This window comes from uncultured Cohaesibacter sp. (assembly GCF_963556055.3).
In the GTDB taxonomy this organism is placed as follows: domain Bacteria; phylum Pseudomonadota; class Alphaproteobacteria; order Rhizobiales; family Cohaesibacteraceae; genus Cohaesibacter.
Genome location: NZ_CAUVYE020000002.1, coordinates 1 through 15,154, shown reverse-complemented (window position 1 = coordinate 15,154; position 15,154 = coordinate 1). Strand labels below are relative to the sequence as shown.

Annotated in this window: 14 protein-coding genes and 1 tRNA gene; 13 read left to right on the top strand and 2 right to left on the bottom strand. The window is 51.4% G+C overall.

Annotated features, from left to right (window positions below):
- The first annotated feature begins 70 nt into the window (after nt 1-70).
- From ACHZB8_RS00195 to ACHZB8_RS00145, 11 genes are all read left to right on the top strand, one after another.
- On the top strand, nt 71-1,522 hold the full coding sequence (locus ACHZB8_RS00195; RefSeq protein ID WP_316857870.1) for a fucose isomerase: 1,452 nt from the start codon (nt 71-73) through the stop codon (nt 1,520-1,522).
- A 106-nt stretch (nt 1,523-1,628) separates the two neighbouring features.
- Nucleotides 1,629-2,450, top strand: a complete 822-nt coding sequence (locus ACHZB8_RS00190; protein WP_316857868.1) for a transketolase — start codon at nt 1,629-1,631, stop codon at nt 2,448-2,450.
- A complete protein-coding gene (locus ACHZB8_RS00185) occupies nt 2,447-3,406 on the top strand; it encodes a transketolase family protein (protein ID WP_316857867.1) in 960 nt (319 codons plus the stop codon). The genes ACHZB8_RS00190 and ACHZB8_RS00185 overlap by 4 nt, the downstream gene beginning before the upstream one ends.
- A 30-nt stretch (nt 3,407-3,436) precedes the next feature.
- Nucleotides 3,437-4,918, top strand: coding sequence for an FGGY-family carbohydrate kinase (locus tag ACHZB8_RS00180; protein ID WP_316857978.1), 1,482 nt, complete (start codon nt 3,437-3,439; stop codon nt 4,916-4,918).
- A gap of 427 nt (nt 4,919-5,345) precedes the next feature.
- The gene (locus ACHZB8_RS00175) at nt 5,346-6,608 is read left to right on the top strand and encodes an integrase arm-type DNA-binding domain-containing protein (RefSeq protein WP_316857865.1); all 1,263 of its coding nucleotides are present in this window, start codon (nt 5,346-5,348) and stop codon (nt 6,606-6,608) included.
- On the top strand, nt 6,605-7,417 hold the full coding sequence (locus ACHZB8_RS00170; RefSeq protein ID WP_316857864.1) for a hypothetical protein: 813 nt from the start codon (nt 6,605-6,607) through the stop codon (nt 7,415-7,417). Before ACHZB8_RS00175 ends, ACHZB8_RS00170 begins: the two co-directional genes overlap by 4 nt.
- A 310-nt stretch (nt 7,418-7,727) precedes the next feature.
- On the top strand, nt 7,728-7,934 hold the full coding sequence (locus tag ACHZB8_RS00165; protein ID WP_316857863.1) for an AlpA family transcriptional regulator: 207 nt from the start codon (nt 7,728-7,730) through the stop codon (nt 7,932-7,934).
- Nucleotides 7,935-8,252: 318 nt separating this feature from the next.
- Complete coding sequence (locus tag ACHZB8_RS00160; protein ID WP_394706058.1) at nt 8,253-8,549, top strand: hypothetical protein; 297 nt, start codon at nt 8,253-8,255, stop codon at nt 8,547-8,549.
- Nucleotides 8,549-8,956, top strand: a complete 408-nt coding sequence (locus ACHZB8_RS00155; protein WP_316857860.1) for a helix-turn-helix domain-containing protein — start codon at nt 8,549-8,551, stop codon at nt 8,954-8,956. The genes ACHZB8_RS00160 and ACHZB8_RS00155 overlap by 1 nt, the downstream gene beginning before the upstream one ends.
- Nucleotides 8,957-10,062: 1,106 nt before the next feature.
- Nucleotides 10,063-10,305: a hypothetical protein gene (locus tag ACHZB8_RS00150; protein WP_316857859.1), complete on the top strand. Its 243-nt coding sequence runs from the start codon at nt 10,063-10,065 to the stop codon at nt 10,303-10,305.
- Nucleotides 10,306-10,557: 252 nt separating this feature from the next.
- Nucleotides 10,558-12,273, top strand: a complete 1,716-nt coding sequence (locus ACHZB8_RS00145) for a hypothetical protein (RefSeq protein WP_316857858.1) — start codon at nt 10,558-10,560, stop codon at nt 12,271-12,273.
- 446 nt (nt 12,274-12,719) lie between these two features.
- Here ACHZB8_RS00145 and ACHZB8_RS00140 read toward each other — a convergent pair.
- Nucleotides 12,720-12,809, bottom strand: a tRNA-Ser gene (locus ACHZB8_RS00140).
- A gap of 375 nt (nt 12,810-13,184) precedes the next feature.
- Here ACHZB8_RS00140 and ACHZB8_RS00135 point away from each other — a divergent pair.
- Both ACHZB8_RS00135 and msrA read left to right on the top strand, forming a co-directional pair.
- On the top strand, nt 13,185-13,505 hold the full coding sequence (locus tag ACHZB8_RS00135) for a hypothetical protein (RefSeq protein ID WP_316857857.1): 321 nt from the start codon (nt 13,185-13,187) through the stop codon (nt 13,503-13,505).
- 205 nt (nt 13,506-13,710) lie between these two features.
- Entirely contained in the window at nt 13,711-14,352 is a 642-nt protein-coding gene (gene msrA, locus ACHZB8_RS00130; RefSeq protein WP_316857856.1) for a peptide-methionine (S)-S-oxide reductase MsrA, read from the top strand.
- A gap of 38 nt (nt 14,353-14,390) precedes the next feature.
- On the opposite strand, the gene mepA is transcribed toward msrA, so the two are convergent.
- Nucleotides 14,391-15,154 (bottom strand): penicillin-insensitive murein endopeptidase (mepA, locus tag ACHZB8_RS00125; protein WP_316857855.1); only part of this gene is annotated, 764 nt, incomplete at its 5' end.

Here is a 15,154-nt window from a genome sequence, read left to right as displayed (position 1 = left end):
GATTTCTCTGGTGCCTGGGAGAGCTGAATGCGGGGTGCCGTCGAGATTCGGGAATGAGGAGACGATAGCAATGAGTGTGAAGGCGATGCGTAAAGTGACCCTTGGTGTGGTTATCGGGAGTCGGGCATTCTTTAATGGTGCCCCCTGCAAGGCGGCGCGCGATGAGGTGATTGCGCATCTGGACAGGCTCGGGGTTGGAGTGGAGATCCTTCCCTTCGAGGCAACGGTCAATGGCGCGGTTCAGTCGATTGAAGACGCCAAGCTCTATGCCGCTCATTTCTCTGCCAAACGCGATGAAATCGATGGTCTGGTCATTTGTCTGCCGAACTTTGGTGATGAGATCGCTGTTGCCGAGTTGATCAATCGTGCCAAGCTTGATCTTCCCATCCTGTTGCAGGCGAGCAATGACGAGGTCGACAAGGTCGACGTGCACTCGCGTCGCGATGCATTCTGCGGCAAGCTGTCGGTTGCCAACAATTTCTATCAATATGGCGTCCCTTTCACCGAGACGACCTCCCATACCTGTGATGTTGCGTCAGACGAGTTCGGCGCCGATCTTGATCGCTTTGCCCGGCTCTGTCGGACTGTTCGCGGTTTGAAGAATGCTCGTATCGGTGCAATCGGCGCCCGAACCGGCCCCTTCCAGACCATGCGCTTTTCAGAAAAGTTGCTACAGGCCAGTGGGTTGACAGTGGTCACTGTGGATCTGTCCGAGATGATTGCCTCGGCAGGTGCGATTTCTGACAGTGATGCAGATCTGAAAGCCAAGCTTGATGCGATCAAGGCCTATGGCACGATTCCTTCGCATATTACCCAAGACCAGATCCAGCGGCAGGCAAAGTGGTCGCTGGCGGTAAACCGCTGGATTGCCGAAAATGAATGTGATGCCTCTGCGATTCAGTGCTGGCGTTCCTTGCAGGACAATTTCGGATGTGCCACCTGCCTCACAATGTCGATGATGGGTGAGGAACTGATGCCTTCGGCTTGCGAGGTCGACGTCATGGGGGCGATCTCGATGTATGCACTCACCCTCGCATCGGGAACACCATCGGCGATCCTTGACTGGAACAACAACTACGCCAATGAAGCCGACAAATGCGTCTGCACCCACTGCGGTAACTATCCCAAACAGTTCATCGGTGACACGCCCGAGATCGGCGAGCTTGATGTGCTTGGCGAAACCATAGGACGCTCGAAGTGCTTTGGAGCTGTCAAGGGCAAGGTGCAGGCGGGCCCGATGACCTTCTTCCGGGTCTCGTCCGATGATCGTCTCGGAACGCTCAAGGCCTATACCGGTGAGGGCAGCTTTACGGATGATCCTTTCCCGATGGATGGCGGCATTGCGGTCACCAAAGTGGATGAGCTTCGTTCGCTGATGAATTTCGTGACGCAGAACGGTTTTGAACATCACGTTGCGATGGTGCGCGGGCGTCATGCGGACGTCGTGGCCGAAGCCGTTACCCGCTACATGAAATGGCCACTTTACAACCACGGCAAACCTCCCGTCCCCACGCTCACCTGATCGGGTGCAGTCCGGTCTCCGCGCCGCGATGTTTACCGTTTAGTGGAGTGTTGGGTGACCGGGACGTGCCGGGCCTTCGAATTGAATAGGAATAATGGAGATTGAGATGGACACTCGGGATCTGAGAGTCATGGCCAACAAGATCCGTCGTCGCGATCTGAGGGCCGTTTTCGAAGCGGGCGCAGGTCACATCGGCGGCGAAATGTCTGTAATCGATATCTTGACGGCGCTCTATTTTCACGTCTTGCGCGTGGACCCGGACAATCCTCTGGATCCGGAGCGTGACCGCTTCGTCCTCAGCAAGGGCCACACCGCCTGTGCACTTTATGTGGCACTGTCGGAGAAGGGCTTTCTGCCCAAGGAGGAAATCGAGACTTTCCTTAAGCCATATTCACGGCTGAACGGTCATCCCAACCGCACCAAGTTGCCCGGTGTTGAAACCAATACCGGCCCCCTGGGGCACGGATTGCCTGTTGCCGTTGGCATGGCGCTGGCAGCTAGGCTCGACAGTGCGGCCTGGCGCACCTATGTGGTAACCGGCGATGGAGAGATGCAGGAAGGCAGCAACTGGGAGGCCATCGCCTCCGCTGCCCAGTACAAGCTCGACAATCTGACGCTCATCATCGACCACAATCGCCTGCAACAGGGCGCCAGACTTGCAGACACCAACAATCTGGCACCCTTCGCGCCCAAGCTCACAGCCTTTGGTTGGGAGGTGATCGAGATTGACGGCAACAACATGGATGAGGTCGTGGACGCTCTGTCTCCGGAGCGTCGGCCCGTTGGCAAGCCTCTTGCCATCGTCGCCCATACCAACAAGGGCAACGGCATTTCCTTTATGTCTGACAATGTTGCCTGGCATCACAAGGTGCCGAATGCCGAACAATATAAGCAAGCCATGGCCGAACTCGAGGAGGCAGCCCTATGACCACCCAAGTCAAGGAACCCAAGCTGTATGATTGCCGCGATGCCTTTTCCGCAACGCTCGTGGCAATGGCCAAGGAAAACAGCTCCATCGTTGCCGTCTGCAATGACTCTGTAGGCTCTTCAAAACTTGATGGCTTCCGGGATGCATTTCCCGAGAGACTCATCAATGTCGGTATCGCCGAACAGACCATGATCGGTGTTGGGGCCGGACTTGCCAATGGTGGCAAGATCCCCTTCGTCTGCGGTGCAGCCTGCTTTCTGACCGGACGTGCACTGGAACAGATCAAGGCGGACGTGGCCTATTCTGATACCAACGTCAAACTGGTGGGTATCAGCTCGGGCATGGCATATGGCAATCTGGGGCCGACCCATCATTCCACCGAAGATTTTGCCTGGGTAAGGGCGATCCCGAATATCGCTATCGTGGCACCCTGTGACAATGTCGAGACAGCAGCGGCCGTTGCCTTTGCTGCCGAATATGACGGACCGATTTTCTTGCGTCTCAGTCGCACCGGAGTACCGCAATTGCTGCCCGATGATTTCGAGTTTGAGCTTGGCAAGGCCACGACCTTGCGTGATGGCACGGATGTCACCCTGATTGCCAACGGCGTTCTGACCCATCGGGCGATGAATGCCGCAGCTCTCCTCGAAGAGGAAGGAATCAGGGCAAGAGTGCTGAATGTATCTTGCGTCAAGCCAATTGACGAAGCTGCTATTGCCAAGGCCGCCAGGGAAACGGGTGCCATTGTGACCTGTGAAGAGCACACCATCTTTGGCGGTCTTGGTGGTGCCGTTGCGGAGGTGGTAACCGATACACATCCTGTTCCGATGAAGCGGCTGGGTGTGCCGGGCGTGTTCCCTCCGACCGGATCGGCGGAATTCCTGCTTGATGAGTTTGGCATGTCACCAAAGGGCATTGCCGAGGCAGCAAGGGATTTGATCAAGCGCAAGCCATAGAATGCAGGCATCTAGGAGGGGTCGGACGTGATGCGAAGGGGAATATTGGCAATCGATGAAGGAACGACGAACAGCAAAGCTGTCTTCGTTCTGGAAAATGGTGAGATCATCGCTCGGGGATCCTGTCCCGTTGAAACCAGACACCCGCAGTCGGGCTGGGTGGAACAGGCTCCTTTGCAGGTGTGGCAGAGCACGGTCCTTGCGATCAGGGAGTGCCTGGCTGCTGCCGGCGAGGTCGAGATTGCTGCTATCGGCATTTCCAACCAGCGCGAGTCGGTGATGCTATGGGATCGGCACTCGGGCGAGCCTCTCGGCCCCCTTGTCACCTGGCAATGTCGTCGAACGTCAGCGGCCTGTGACGCCCTGAAAGCCAGGGGGCTGGAACCCCAAGTCGTTTCTCGCACGGGGCTACCGCTTGACCCATTGTTTCCGGCTACGAAAATCCGTTGGCTTCTGGAGCATCACGCGGCAGGGCGGAACCCTGAAGATCTGTGCGCCGGGACAGTGGATGCCTGGCTAATCTGGAATTTCACAAAAGGTGCGGTGCATGCCTGCGATGCATCCAACGCCGCGCGAACTCAGCTCTTTGACATCGAGAAACGCTGCTGGGATGAGACACTGTGCGAGATTTTCGATGTGCCCATGGCTATCTTGCCCGAGGTTTGCGACTCTGCCCATGTCTTCGGTCTTAGTGCCGGTGTTGAAGGCCTGCCTGATGGTGTGCCTGTCGCTTCGGCAATCGGCGATTCCCATGGCGCGCTGTTTGGTCATGGCGCCTTTGAAGTGGGGGACGGCAAAGTTACCTTTGGCACCGGTTCCTCCATCATGACGACCCTTGGCGCCTTCGTGGCCCCGCCCAAAGGGATCACCACGACAATCGCCTGGCAGCTGGATGGTGTTGTGACCTATGCGTTCGAAGGCAACATTCTGGTGAGTGCCTCGATCCTGCCCTGGACCGCAGAGCTACTCGCTCAACCAGATGTGACGGCATTGCTTGATCTCGCCCAGAGCGTCGACAGCACCTTGGGTGTGACGCTTGTTCCCGCCCATGTCGGGTTGGGGTCTCCCCACTGGGATGCAAAAGCGCGTGGTTTGATCAGTGGCTTGTCCTTCAATACCGGCAAAGCGCATGTCGCTCGCGCTGCCGCTGAAAGCATGGCCTTTCAGGTGGCGGATATCTTCGAAATCATCGAGGAGAATGCAGCACAAGGGATTGGACATTTGTTTGTCGATGGCGGCCCGAGCAAGAATCCCTTCCTCATGCAGATGGTGTCCGACTTCATCGACCACCCCATCACCCTGGGCGAAAGTGCGGAGGCTTCAGCGCTGGGAGCGGCCTATCTCGCAGGCCTTGCTACAGGGGTCTGGCCAGACCTTGAAACCGTACGCTCACTGGAAGAGAAGGGCAGGAAGATTTCCCCGGATATGGATGCAATGACACGTGAGACAAGTCTCAAAGGGTGGAACGTGGCCGTCGCCCGGGCGCGTCTGTCGGCCTCCGATTGCGTCTGATCATGACCTTCGCGCAATTTGGGTGAGAGTCCTTGACTGGATTTGACTTCATGCCCCATCAGCGTAAAGGCTGATGGGCTGCATATCCGTTTGCAGTGCGCTCTCCTGAAGAAGAATGGAGCCCTTGGGTGGTGCAATCGCATTTCCGTGCTTTGAACTCGCACCCGACCTGCGTCAATGATGAACACAAGGTCGCATCATAACAGACCCTACCAAGGCAACAAAATATAAGGAGATACAAGATTTCTGCCAGTTTGAAGGCAGATGGCGGAGAGACAGGCTGCCTGCATATAGCTTCATAACCGCCCAAATAATCCGGTAATGCCTTGTTTTAATTGTTAATAGTTATCCATTGCCGTCTATTGTCGCCCAGTGATATACTGCCACATACAGGCATTTCTGGGGGAACAGTTGGGGGAACAAGGAATTGGCAAGCAACAAATTGACAGCAGTCTTTGTTCGCAACATCAAAGACCCCGGTAAATATCATGACGGCTCCGGCACCGGCCTATTTCTCTTTGTTAAAGTCGGTGGCTCAAAATCCTGGGTTCAACGCGTCAATATTGCAGGTAAGAGACGTGAAATTGGCTTAGGGGCATTCCCCCTTGTTTCGCTTGCTGAAGCGCGAGAACTGGCACTGGAGAACAAACGCGCCATTCGACTAGGCGCAAACCCTCTTGCAGACAAACGGCAACGCAACGCCTCTATGACCTTCTCCGACGCGGTTGGCAAATACCTAGTGCACAAACAAAAGGAATTCAAAAACCTAAAGCACAAGAAGCAATGGCGCTCCACACTGGAAACCTATGCCGTGCCCGTTATCGGTCAGATGGATGTGAAAGCCATTGGCTTACCTGATATCCTGCGAGTGCTTCAGCCCCATTGGGAAACCAAAACAGAAACCATGTCCCGTCTTAGGGGCCGCATTGAAAGCGTATTGAGCTGGGCAACGGTTGCCGGATATCGAGAAGGAGACAACCCCGCCCGTTGGAAAGGCAATCTCTCTGAAATGCTTCCCAAGCCTTCCAAGGTAGCGAAGGGAGACAATCAACCCGCCGTAGCGCTATCAGACCTGCCTTTATGGTGGCGAAATCTTCTAACTCGTGAAGGCATGGCCGCAAAGGCGCTCCAATTCCTTTGTCTAACCCTTGCCCGCTCTGGAGAGGTAAGAGGGGCAACATGGGAAGAAATGGACCTGAAAGCCACCGACGGCCCTGTATGGACCATTCCCAAGGAACGCATGAAGATGGACCGGGAACACCGCGTGCCACTCCCGCAAGCCGCTGTGGAGCTTCTGGAAGCCCTACCACGCATGGAAGGCTCGCCCTATGTCTTTTTCGCTCCAAGAGGCGGCAAGTTGTCCGATATGAGCATTTCAGCAGTCATGCGCAGGATGAATGAGGTGGAAACCAAGGCAGGGCGTGAAGGCTGGCTGGACCCACGTTCCAAGCGCCCCGCTGTTCCTCACGGCCTACGGTCCAGTTTTAGGGATTGGGCAGCCAACATCGGCATAGATAGAGACCTTGCTGAAATCGCCTTGGCTCATAAGGTCGGCAGCGAAGTCGAACGAGCATATCGGCGCAGTGACATGTTGCAAAGGCGGCAAGTCGTTTTGGAAGATTGGGCGAAATTCCTCGGTGGCACAGATGATGGATCAAAGGTAGTGCCTATTCGTGAGGTTAGGAGATGAATGAGTGGGGTATTCCGGATTGGAAGGATGAAAACGCTTATCCAAAGCATCATAACGAATGGTCAATTAAACGCTGGAGGTGGGAATTTTATCGAAGGCGCGATGACTTAAGAGAATACTTTGATAGGTGGGCGCAAGAAACCTACGAGAACCAAAATGGGTACTTCAATCATTGTATCGAAAATGGCGACTGTATTGAACGCCCACCGCCACGAAAGCCACATGAAGCATGCTTTACAGCAAGACGCATAAATTTCCCAGCTGGGCATACTCTGACTGAAGAAGACCGATATCCTTTTGGTTACATACTTGGCATTCCTAATCCTCGCATTGGAGAGCAACCCGATGGCATTTTGCATTGGCGAACTGCGAGCGCGATTAAAGAACACAAATACTCTGAAAGAACAGAGCAAGCCGCCAAAACGGCGAAAGAAGCCATTGGGAAAATAGACGCACTTTCATTCGAGCAGTACTCTATCATCGCTCACCACTTAAGTGGCCATCCAGTTAAAATGGGAGAGCATGAACACGCACTAGTATTTGATTTATCCCTACCTATTCCCCCCCAACTTGAACAAGCGAAAGAGCTCCTAGAGGCCATACAAAAGAGTACGATTGGGAAAAAAGTTCAGCGCCGTAAAAGGCAACATAATTGGCCGAATTACCTCAGAGTCTTGGATGCTCGTGACAACGGAACATCATGGAAAGAAATTGCAAATCTCCTACCTTCCTTCAAAGAGCACACCGTAAAAGCTGCCAAAGACACTCATAAGCAAGCAAATCATTTGAGATATAATTTCTATTTTTAATTCCCAATTTCGGAGTGCTTTCACTTCCGATATTTTCCCTCTTGTAACGCTAACAAACGACAAGAGGTAAAAATCTCCATGAAGTTCCCTAAGAAGAATGGTTGTTCTCCCAAATTATTCAACAGAATTCACGGGGATCCGACGACATTTTGAAATTTCCATATCTGCTGAAATTCCAACTACCTACGCATGTCAAGTGTCGCAAACTTGCATTGCGAAAAAGCCGCCGTATTGCCAAACGAACCAAAGGCCCCGAAGCTTTTCTACGGAAAATCAGGCAAGCACCACTCAAACAGCAAAGGCACCAAGTATGACAGAAATTTTCCTCAAATTAGATGACGTAAAAACCCGAACAGGCATGAGTCGGAGTGCTATTTACGAAGCAATGACATCTGGGTTTTTCCCAAAATCGGTAAAGCTCGGCACCCGAGCAGTTGCATGGGTTGAAAGCGAAATTGCCGAATGGCAGCAAGCCCAAATGGCAAAGCGAGACAACCGCTATGTGTCCGGCAAATAAAGCTACAGTTCCTCTAAAAACGCAAAACCCGAATGCACGCGTACTGTTTGGCGACATCGCGAGCACTCGGGCAAACCGGAACGCCAAAAGGAGATCCGTCATGCGGACATTAGCACGAAGTGGAACGCGACTCCACAATCAATTATCGCTGTTCGAATGGGCTGAAAAATCCCGCCACCGACCAGCAACAATCAAACGCACCTTTCTTGGATTGCGCCTTCAAAAGCAAACCGGATGGAGCGCAAACCGCTGTGAGCAATATGTGTCCTATCGCTGTCCTTCTGCATTGGAGGCCGCGTAATGGGAAAACAACCAATTATGACCATTACCGTTCGCCTATCAGTCGGTGGCGACACAAAAGACCTGACATTCAAAGGCCGCGATGCTTGGGCGCTTAACGAACTTGTCAATGCTGGCGCTAAGGGCTGTACACCAATTAACCAGCCCGCTCCACGATGGAGCGCCTATGTCAAAAAATTGCGGGATGCAGGCATACGCATTGAAACCGTCCATGAAAGCCACAAGGGGCCATTCCCTGGCACGCATGGGCGATATGTCCTCACATCGTCAATCACGATTATCAAGCCTTTTGACCCTCAATGTGAGGCCGCTTGATGGGAAGTAGACGGCACAATAAAAAAGGCCGTTCAAACAGGGAGGGGCAATACTGGCTCCTCCCTTACTCAATGGCCCGTCACCCACAATTTCGCTCCCTGTCTGGCTCTGCACTGAAAGTGCTTGTAGAGCTGCATTGCCGGTTCAATGGCTCCAACAATGGCAACCTGACGCTAAGCCTTAGAGAGATTTGCGACCTGTTAGGCATGGGAAAGGAAACAGCACGGCGTGCATATGAGGAGCTAGAACAAAAGGGTTTCATTCAAAAAACCCAAGCCGGTCATTTTTACGGACGCAGGGCTACCGAATGGGCTGTTACAGACGAAAAGCTAAATGACAACAACGCAACACGAGACTGGCAAAAGAAGCCAATAAACAGCAGCATCAAAAAAAATCCTCGGTTCTGAAATGAGACCATTATTCGCTAACAGGTTCTGAAACGAGACCATTGAGATTTCACATAATGCCTGACGGGTTCTGAAACGGGTCCGTTAGCCTAAGAACGACCCTTCAATGGGTTCTGTGGTGGGCCACTAATACTATAATACCATAGGGGCGCACGTCACAGAGAGAGGGGGAACTAATAGGCAAGTCGCTTTGACAGCAACAAAAGTGCCCGGAAGATTTTATTCCTGTCATTACGCGAAAAATCCAGCCGTCCTGATTTAGTTGCGGCAGGACACGGCAAAGACTGTCAAGCGGATAGCCGGTTAATCTGACATCACAACGCGGAGAGGCCGTCTTTTGAACTGTGGAGGCGAAAACTTTTATACCTTCACCGGTCCAAGCACAAAAGGCTGTAGAGATTTGGCCCGCCCCTATCGCTGGCTTTTACTGAGAAGCCAGTAAAACTGGCATCAGCTTCGTTGGCTAGAATTCTTTCCGGTTCTCAAGATTTTTCTGAAGTCACAACGCGAGAGAATTGTTGCCTATCGAAGTTTCGTGTCATTGGCGCAAAGCTCCAAAAGCTGGATTGCAAGGATTTTCGGACACTGTAAAAAGGGCAAGAATTGAGTTTTGTCGCCCCCTAAAATGATAACAAATGATAACATTTTAAGCGGAGCAGGCGAGCGCGAGAGAAGGGATTTTCAGCTTAAGAAAACTTCAGTTTTGCGACGCCCTAAAAAGGGCAGAATTGCAAACATTTACCAACAGTTTCCGAACGCTAAATTTCAGCCCCCAAATCCATTCGAGTTGGTCCCCGTCAGCAGCCGAGCGTAAAATAGGCCAATTTAGGGCTATTTACTTATCGCGAGTCTCGGTTGACCATAAGCATTACTGAAAGATGGTTAGATAGAAATACACACGAACCGGATACAGTTACCCAAAACGTAGAATTATGGACTCCCCGCCGCGAATCGGCGAAAATAAAAGCCGGTACGTGGTCTAGACGTACCGGCTTAACTAAGACCGCAGCTAGCAAGGCTGCGCCGTGAATTCACCACGTCATCTTGATTGATTTCGTGGGAGGCGTCAATGCCTCGCTGGCTCTTTTAATTAGAAAGGCCAGCATATGGCACATGTAATTCATCCCCTCACAGGGGTTGAACTCAATAGCGTAGACATTGAACGTAAAGCGCTCAATTTCGACGAAGCAGTAACCGCGCACTTGATGCGCATGCAGGGCATAAAGTACAACATCATTGCCCAGCATCTTGGCACGAACACACACCGCTTGGGTGAAGTGTTTCGAGAGGAAAAACATGTTGGAGCTAAATTAAAAGCCTCTAACCTGTTGGCTCTCGCCGCCGAATAAAGGCAAATCTCCCCGCCAGCACTCTGTTGGCGGGTTCTTTATCCCTCTATCCCGAATCTATAACGCTTCACACCCCCTAATCTGGTCGCGGAAGATATATACTATTCACTAAGTAGCATCATCGTACCGATGGAAAACAGAGGTGTAATTTGTCACCACACATTTCAAAGGTTTACATCTTTGGCATTGCCTAACAAGATACACTAGTAAGCAGGAGCTTTTTTCGGTTTTGTATTTCGCGGAGTCAGACAAGTGAGTAGTCTACTTGAATTGTACAAGGTAATTTTCCCCGATGACAGCGCGGACGACCCCTTTCAGGAAATCCCAATTCTACCTGCTGACGTCTTTGCTTTTGCAGCTACTGCTTTGGATAAATCCGGCGCTTATCATCATGTTGCACCTGATATTGAATCACTCATTTCTTCAAACTACAGAAACTTAATAGTAACCGATACAATGAGAGCAGAAGCTGCTCATCTTGGGAAAACATGGCGGGAAAAAGACTTCCCAGCCAAACAATTACTTCCCAAACCGCCACAAAAAATCGACGAGGTATGGCAAGAATTAAGAGCTTACAAAGACACCGAAATATTTGTGACTCTTCACCCAAATCAACCTTCCCCGCTATGGTGGAGCATTTGCCTAAAACTATTGATGATTTCTGATGAAGCAAGTCTAGATATTGGTTTCAATCAGGAAAATCCATTTTCTCGCATTGTTTTGAACGCGTATCTTTTCGAGGATGCAATTCGGAGTAAAACATTTCGCCGCATTCAACATGCACCAAAATCGTTGTCTACCGCCTCGGAGGACATACTCTGCGTACAGCCGAAGTCCAGAACACCCGCAGTGGGATGCACTCTACGCTCTCTCTCTCACCATCTTGCTTTGCTTCCGCCAAGAGGCTCCGTCAAAGCAAGATGGATTGAACCTCCTTCAGCAAACACATTTCGTACTGATGAAACTGAACTTGGGTTGCTGTTAGTTCCCTACCCCTACGAAATAGAAAACGAGTCATTCTCCGCAATTGGAGTTGACAGAAGCGAACACTGGGGATGGTTTGACGCCAACCAAACCTGGCTGCCTAAGGGAACTCAACAAATCTCGGAGTTCATCGAATTCATTATGAGTCTAATCGCAGATTCAAGAGACAAAGGCCTACCAGTAAACGGAGTCATTCTTCCGGAGCTTTCCCTTAATTATGAAATTTTTTTAAAATTGGGAGACAGACTGGCTAAGGATGCCAAAATTGATTTTCTTATTTCTGGAATATCTTCAAACAAAGACGATAGACGGGGCAATTTTGTTGCGATAGCACCATTCTTTCTTTTCAGGCTAGAGCAGGATTATCTGTTAAAGAGCTGGGAACCATTAGCCCTTATTCGCGAGAAACATCACCGTTGGAAGCTTCAGAAAAGTCAAATTCAAGAATATAATCTATCTCTTGATGAGGACAAAAGCTGGTGGGAGAATTTAACTATACTAAGTCGGAGTCTCGATTTCCTCGTATACAAAGGCGACACCACATTAACCACATTGATCTGTGAAGACCTTGCTAGAATGGATCCTTGCCAAGCAGTAATAAGAGCAATAGGCCCCAATTTACTAATCGCCCTATTAATGGACGGACCACAATTGATCCAACGTTGGCCAAGTCGTTATGCTACAGTCTTAACGGAAGACCCTGGTTCTTCCGTTCTAACATTTACATCTATGGGCTTAATTTCTCGCCAAAACGGAATAGGCAAGCATCCTCAAGCATCCAGTATTGCGCTATGGAGCGACGAAAGAAATGCATCAAAACCCATAGAATTGCCAAGAAATGCTGACGGCATCACACTCATTCTTCACAAGCAGGCTAAAAATGAACGCACATTAGATGGACGAGAAGATAACAATAACTCACACGCTTGGATCTATAAAAAACACATTCCTGTAAAATCAGCAGACAAGCCCGATTGGATTTGATGTTATCAAACGACCAATTAGTATCCCACTTTTTGTTTCATATAATCTTCTTTTGCGCGCATTGTAAACTTTTCAAAAATTCGCGTTTCTTTAGATCTATGATTACTGGGAGGCAACTCTACGTTATAGAGAGCGTCGTCAAGCTGTTCTTTTAGTCGCTTTTTCGCATTCCGCGTCATACTTTCATAACGAGACTTCACACTAACTACAGTCATAGTCACAAACTCCCTTAGCCTCGATCGAACTCAATATGTACGGAACTTGCTGCATATGCAGCTTCGGCGACACTAAATTCATACATACCATACTTAGAATCGGAGGGGTTAATTTTCTAGGCAATGTTCAAAAATATTTTCAGCCACCTTGATAGGCAGGGGGAACGAAAGGGGGACTAAAAATCCCACAATTCAAATAATATAATAATTTCAATGAGTTGCAAGATTGAATGGCGGAGAGACAGGGATTCGAACCCTGGAGACGGTTACCCGCCTACACGCGTTCCAGGCGTGCGCCTTCGACCACTCGGCCACCTCTCCGTACCCGAAAGTGTGGGCGCACTATAGCCAAAAAAAAGCGGAACGCAAGCCACTAAAACAAACACTGTTGACAGAAAACACATCTTCCTGATCGCAAAGTGGTGAATAGCGGGACTGGCCCGGCTTTCCTCACCGATCTCTTCTTGGAATAAACATGGAGCGGGCCTAGTCTGTCGCGGAAGAAAATGGCGTTGATGACGCTATCTCTCTGTTGTTGGTAAAGATTTTCAACAAGCCTCAGAATCAGACGGACTGTTTTGTCGATAGCCGATAACATTGTTCGGGCATCTGTGGTAAGTCTGATAGATATTTCGCGCCATTGGATGGAAATGGGCTCCAACCCGTAGTGGAACAGGATTCAGAAAGGGTCGTTTGATGAGAGTCATAAGATATATTGTGTCCTTCATCGGACTTTGGATTTGCGCTTTCGCCCTGATCGCACTGGTTTTGGATGGCGTTCGCTCCATTGCGGCCAACGATATCGTGATGAAGTCTCTCGGTGACACATGGTCCCAGATAAATATGCAGAGCCTTGATGTTTTCCAGACCACCATTCAGCGCAATGTCCACCCATTGATCTGGGATCCTCTCGTTCAGTGGATCCTGATGATGCCTGCCTGGCTTTTTGCCGCATTGGTCGGATTGCTTCTGATCTATCTGGGCCGGAAGCGCCGCCCCAAAATAATCAGAGTATAGGTCCGGATCTGGCTCGCTCGGCGATGGCTTGATGACAAAGATGTGATCTGGCTTCTCCGTGCTTGCATATATAAAGGATCTGGTTGGATGGGGTATCGGAATGCTCCCGCAGGGTCTGTCTGCGTGATCCAATTGCCAAGGCCGTGAGGCTTGTGCCCTCGGTCGTGAGGGAGCACTGATCCGTTTGAAAAGAGAGGGAGCGGCTATGTTTGGATTTCTGAAAACCAATAGAGACCTTCCGTCAAAGGAAAATGCCTTGCCGGGACGGGGCGCGCCAATTCCCACCGCAGACAGGCATTTTGTCTCGGGCCGTTCGATTCATCCGCCCTTCCCGGATGGATGCGAGACATTGCTGCTCGGAATGGGATGTTTCTGGGGAGCCGAACGCATTTTCTGGCAGCAGGACGGAGTTTATGTAACTGCTGTGGGCTATAGCGGAGGAGAGACCCCCAATCCGACATATCAAGAGGTTTGCAGCGGCAGAACGGGTCATGCAGAGGTGGTGATGGTCGTTTTCGATCCGCTCAAACTGCCTCTTGAATCCGTGCTCGGGCTCTTTTGGGAGCGGCATGACCCAACCCAGGGAATGCGGCAGGGGAACGACATCGGCACGCAATATCGTTCGGCCATCTATACCTCATCTGATGACCAGCTGATGGCCGTCCGGGCATCTGCCGAGCTTTATCAAGCCGCTCTCAAGGCGAAAGGCTTCGGGTCGATCACAAGTGAAATCGCCCCTCACAAGCCCTTTTACTATGCCGAGGATTATCATCAGCAATATCTGGGCAAAAATCCGAACGGATATTGCGGACTTGGCGGAACAGGAGTGAGCTGTCCAGGGTCATGAGGCCGCTGCCGGATTGGCCTCATGAACGAGTGACGAAGCTAGCGAACAAGAGGCCGGGCCTTTGGCAAGGCCGTTATGGCTTCGATGTCCGGCTCTATCGGAATAAATTCCGCAGACCCGACATCGGAAGAAGCCGGAACCGCTCCGGGAACGGGAGGGGCGGCCAACACCGCGCTACAGGCATCGGGCAGATCGGCCAATGTGACCGGACGTTTCTTGACCGGCTTTTTGTCCGGATCGGGTTTCTTCGGCGTCCATGGTGCGTCGGACAACCACCAGGCAAGATCCTTGCCACAGCCGTCGCCTTTTGGCGGGGGAGCCTGATTCTTGCATCCCGGATCGCCCGGAGGGCATGTCAGCCGAACGTGGAAATGATAATGATGCCCGTACCATGGGCGCACCTGGCGCAACCAGTCCCGGTCATTGCCGGCCATGTCGCAAAGGGCTTTCTTGATGCCCGGATGCACGAAAATACGGGCAACGCCAGGTGTCGAAGCTGCCCGTTTGATCAGGCGGAAATGGGCCGACGTGAATTTGCTCATGTCGACTGTTCGCGTGCCAGACTTCAGCATCGAAATGGCGGACACCCTTTCTCGCTCCTGCTTTGTAAAGCGTTTTTCAGGCATCGGACGCAGCCAGATATCTGCATCAAGTCCGATTTGATGGGAGGCATGTCCTGAAGACATCGGACCGCCGCGCGGTTGCGCGATGTCACCAACCAGCAGACCGTTCCAGCCATCATATTGCCTGGCATCCGTCGCCAGCTTCTCCAGAAAGGCGATCAGGGTGGGGTGTCCCCAGA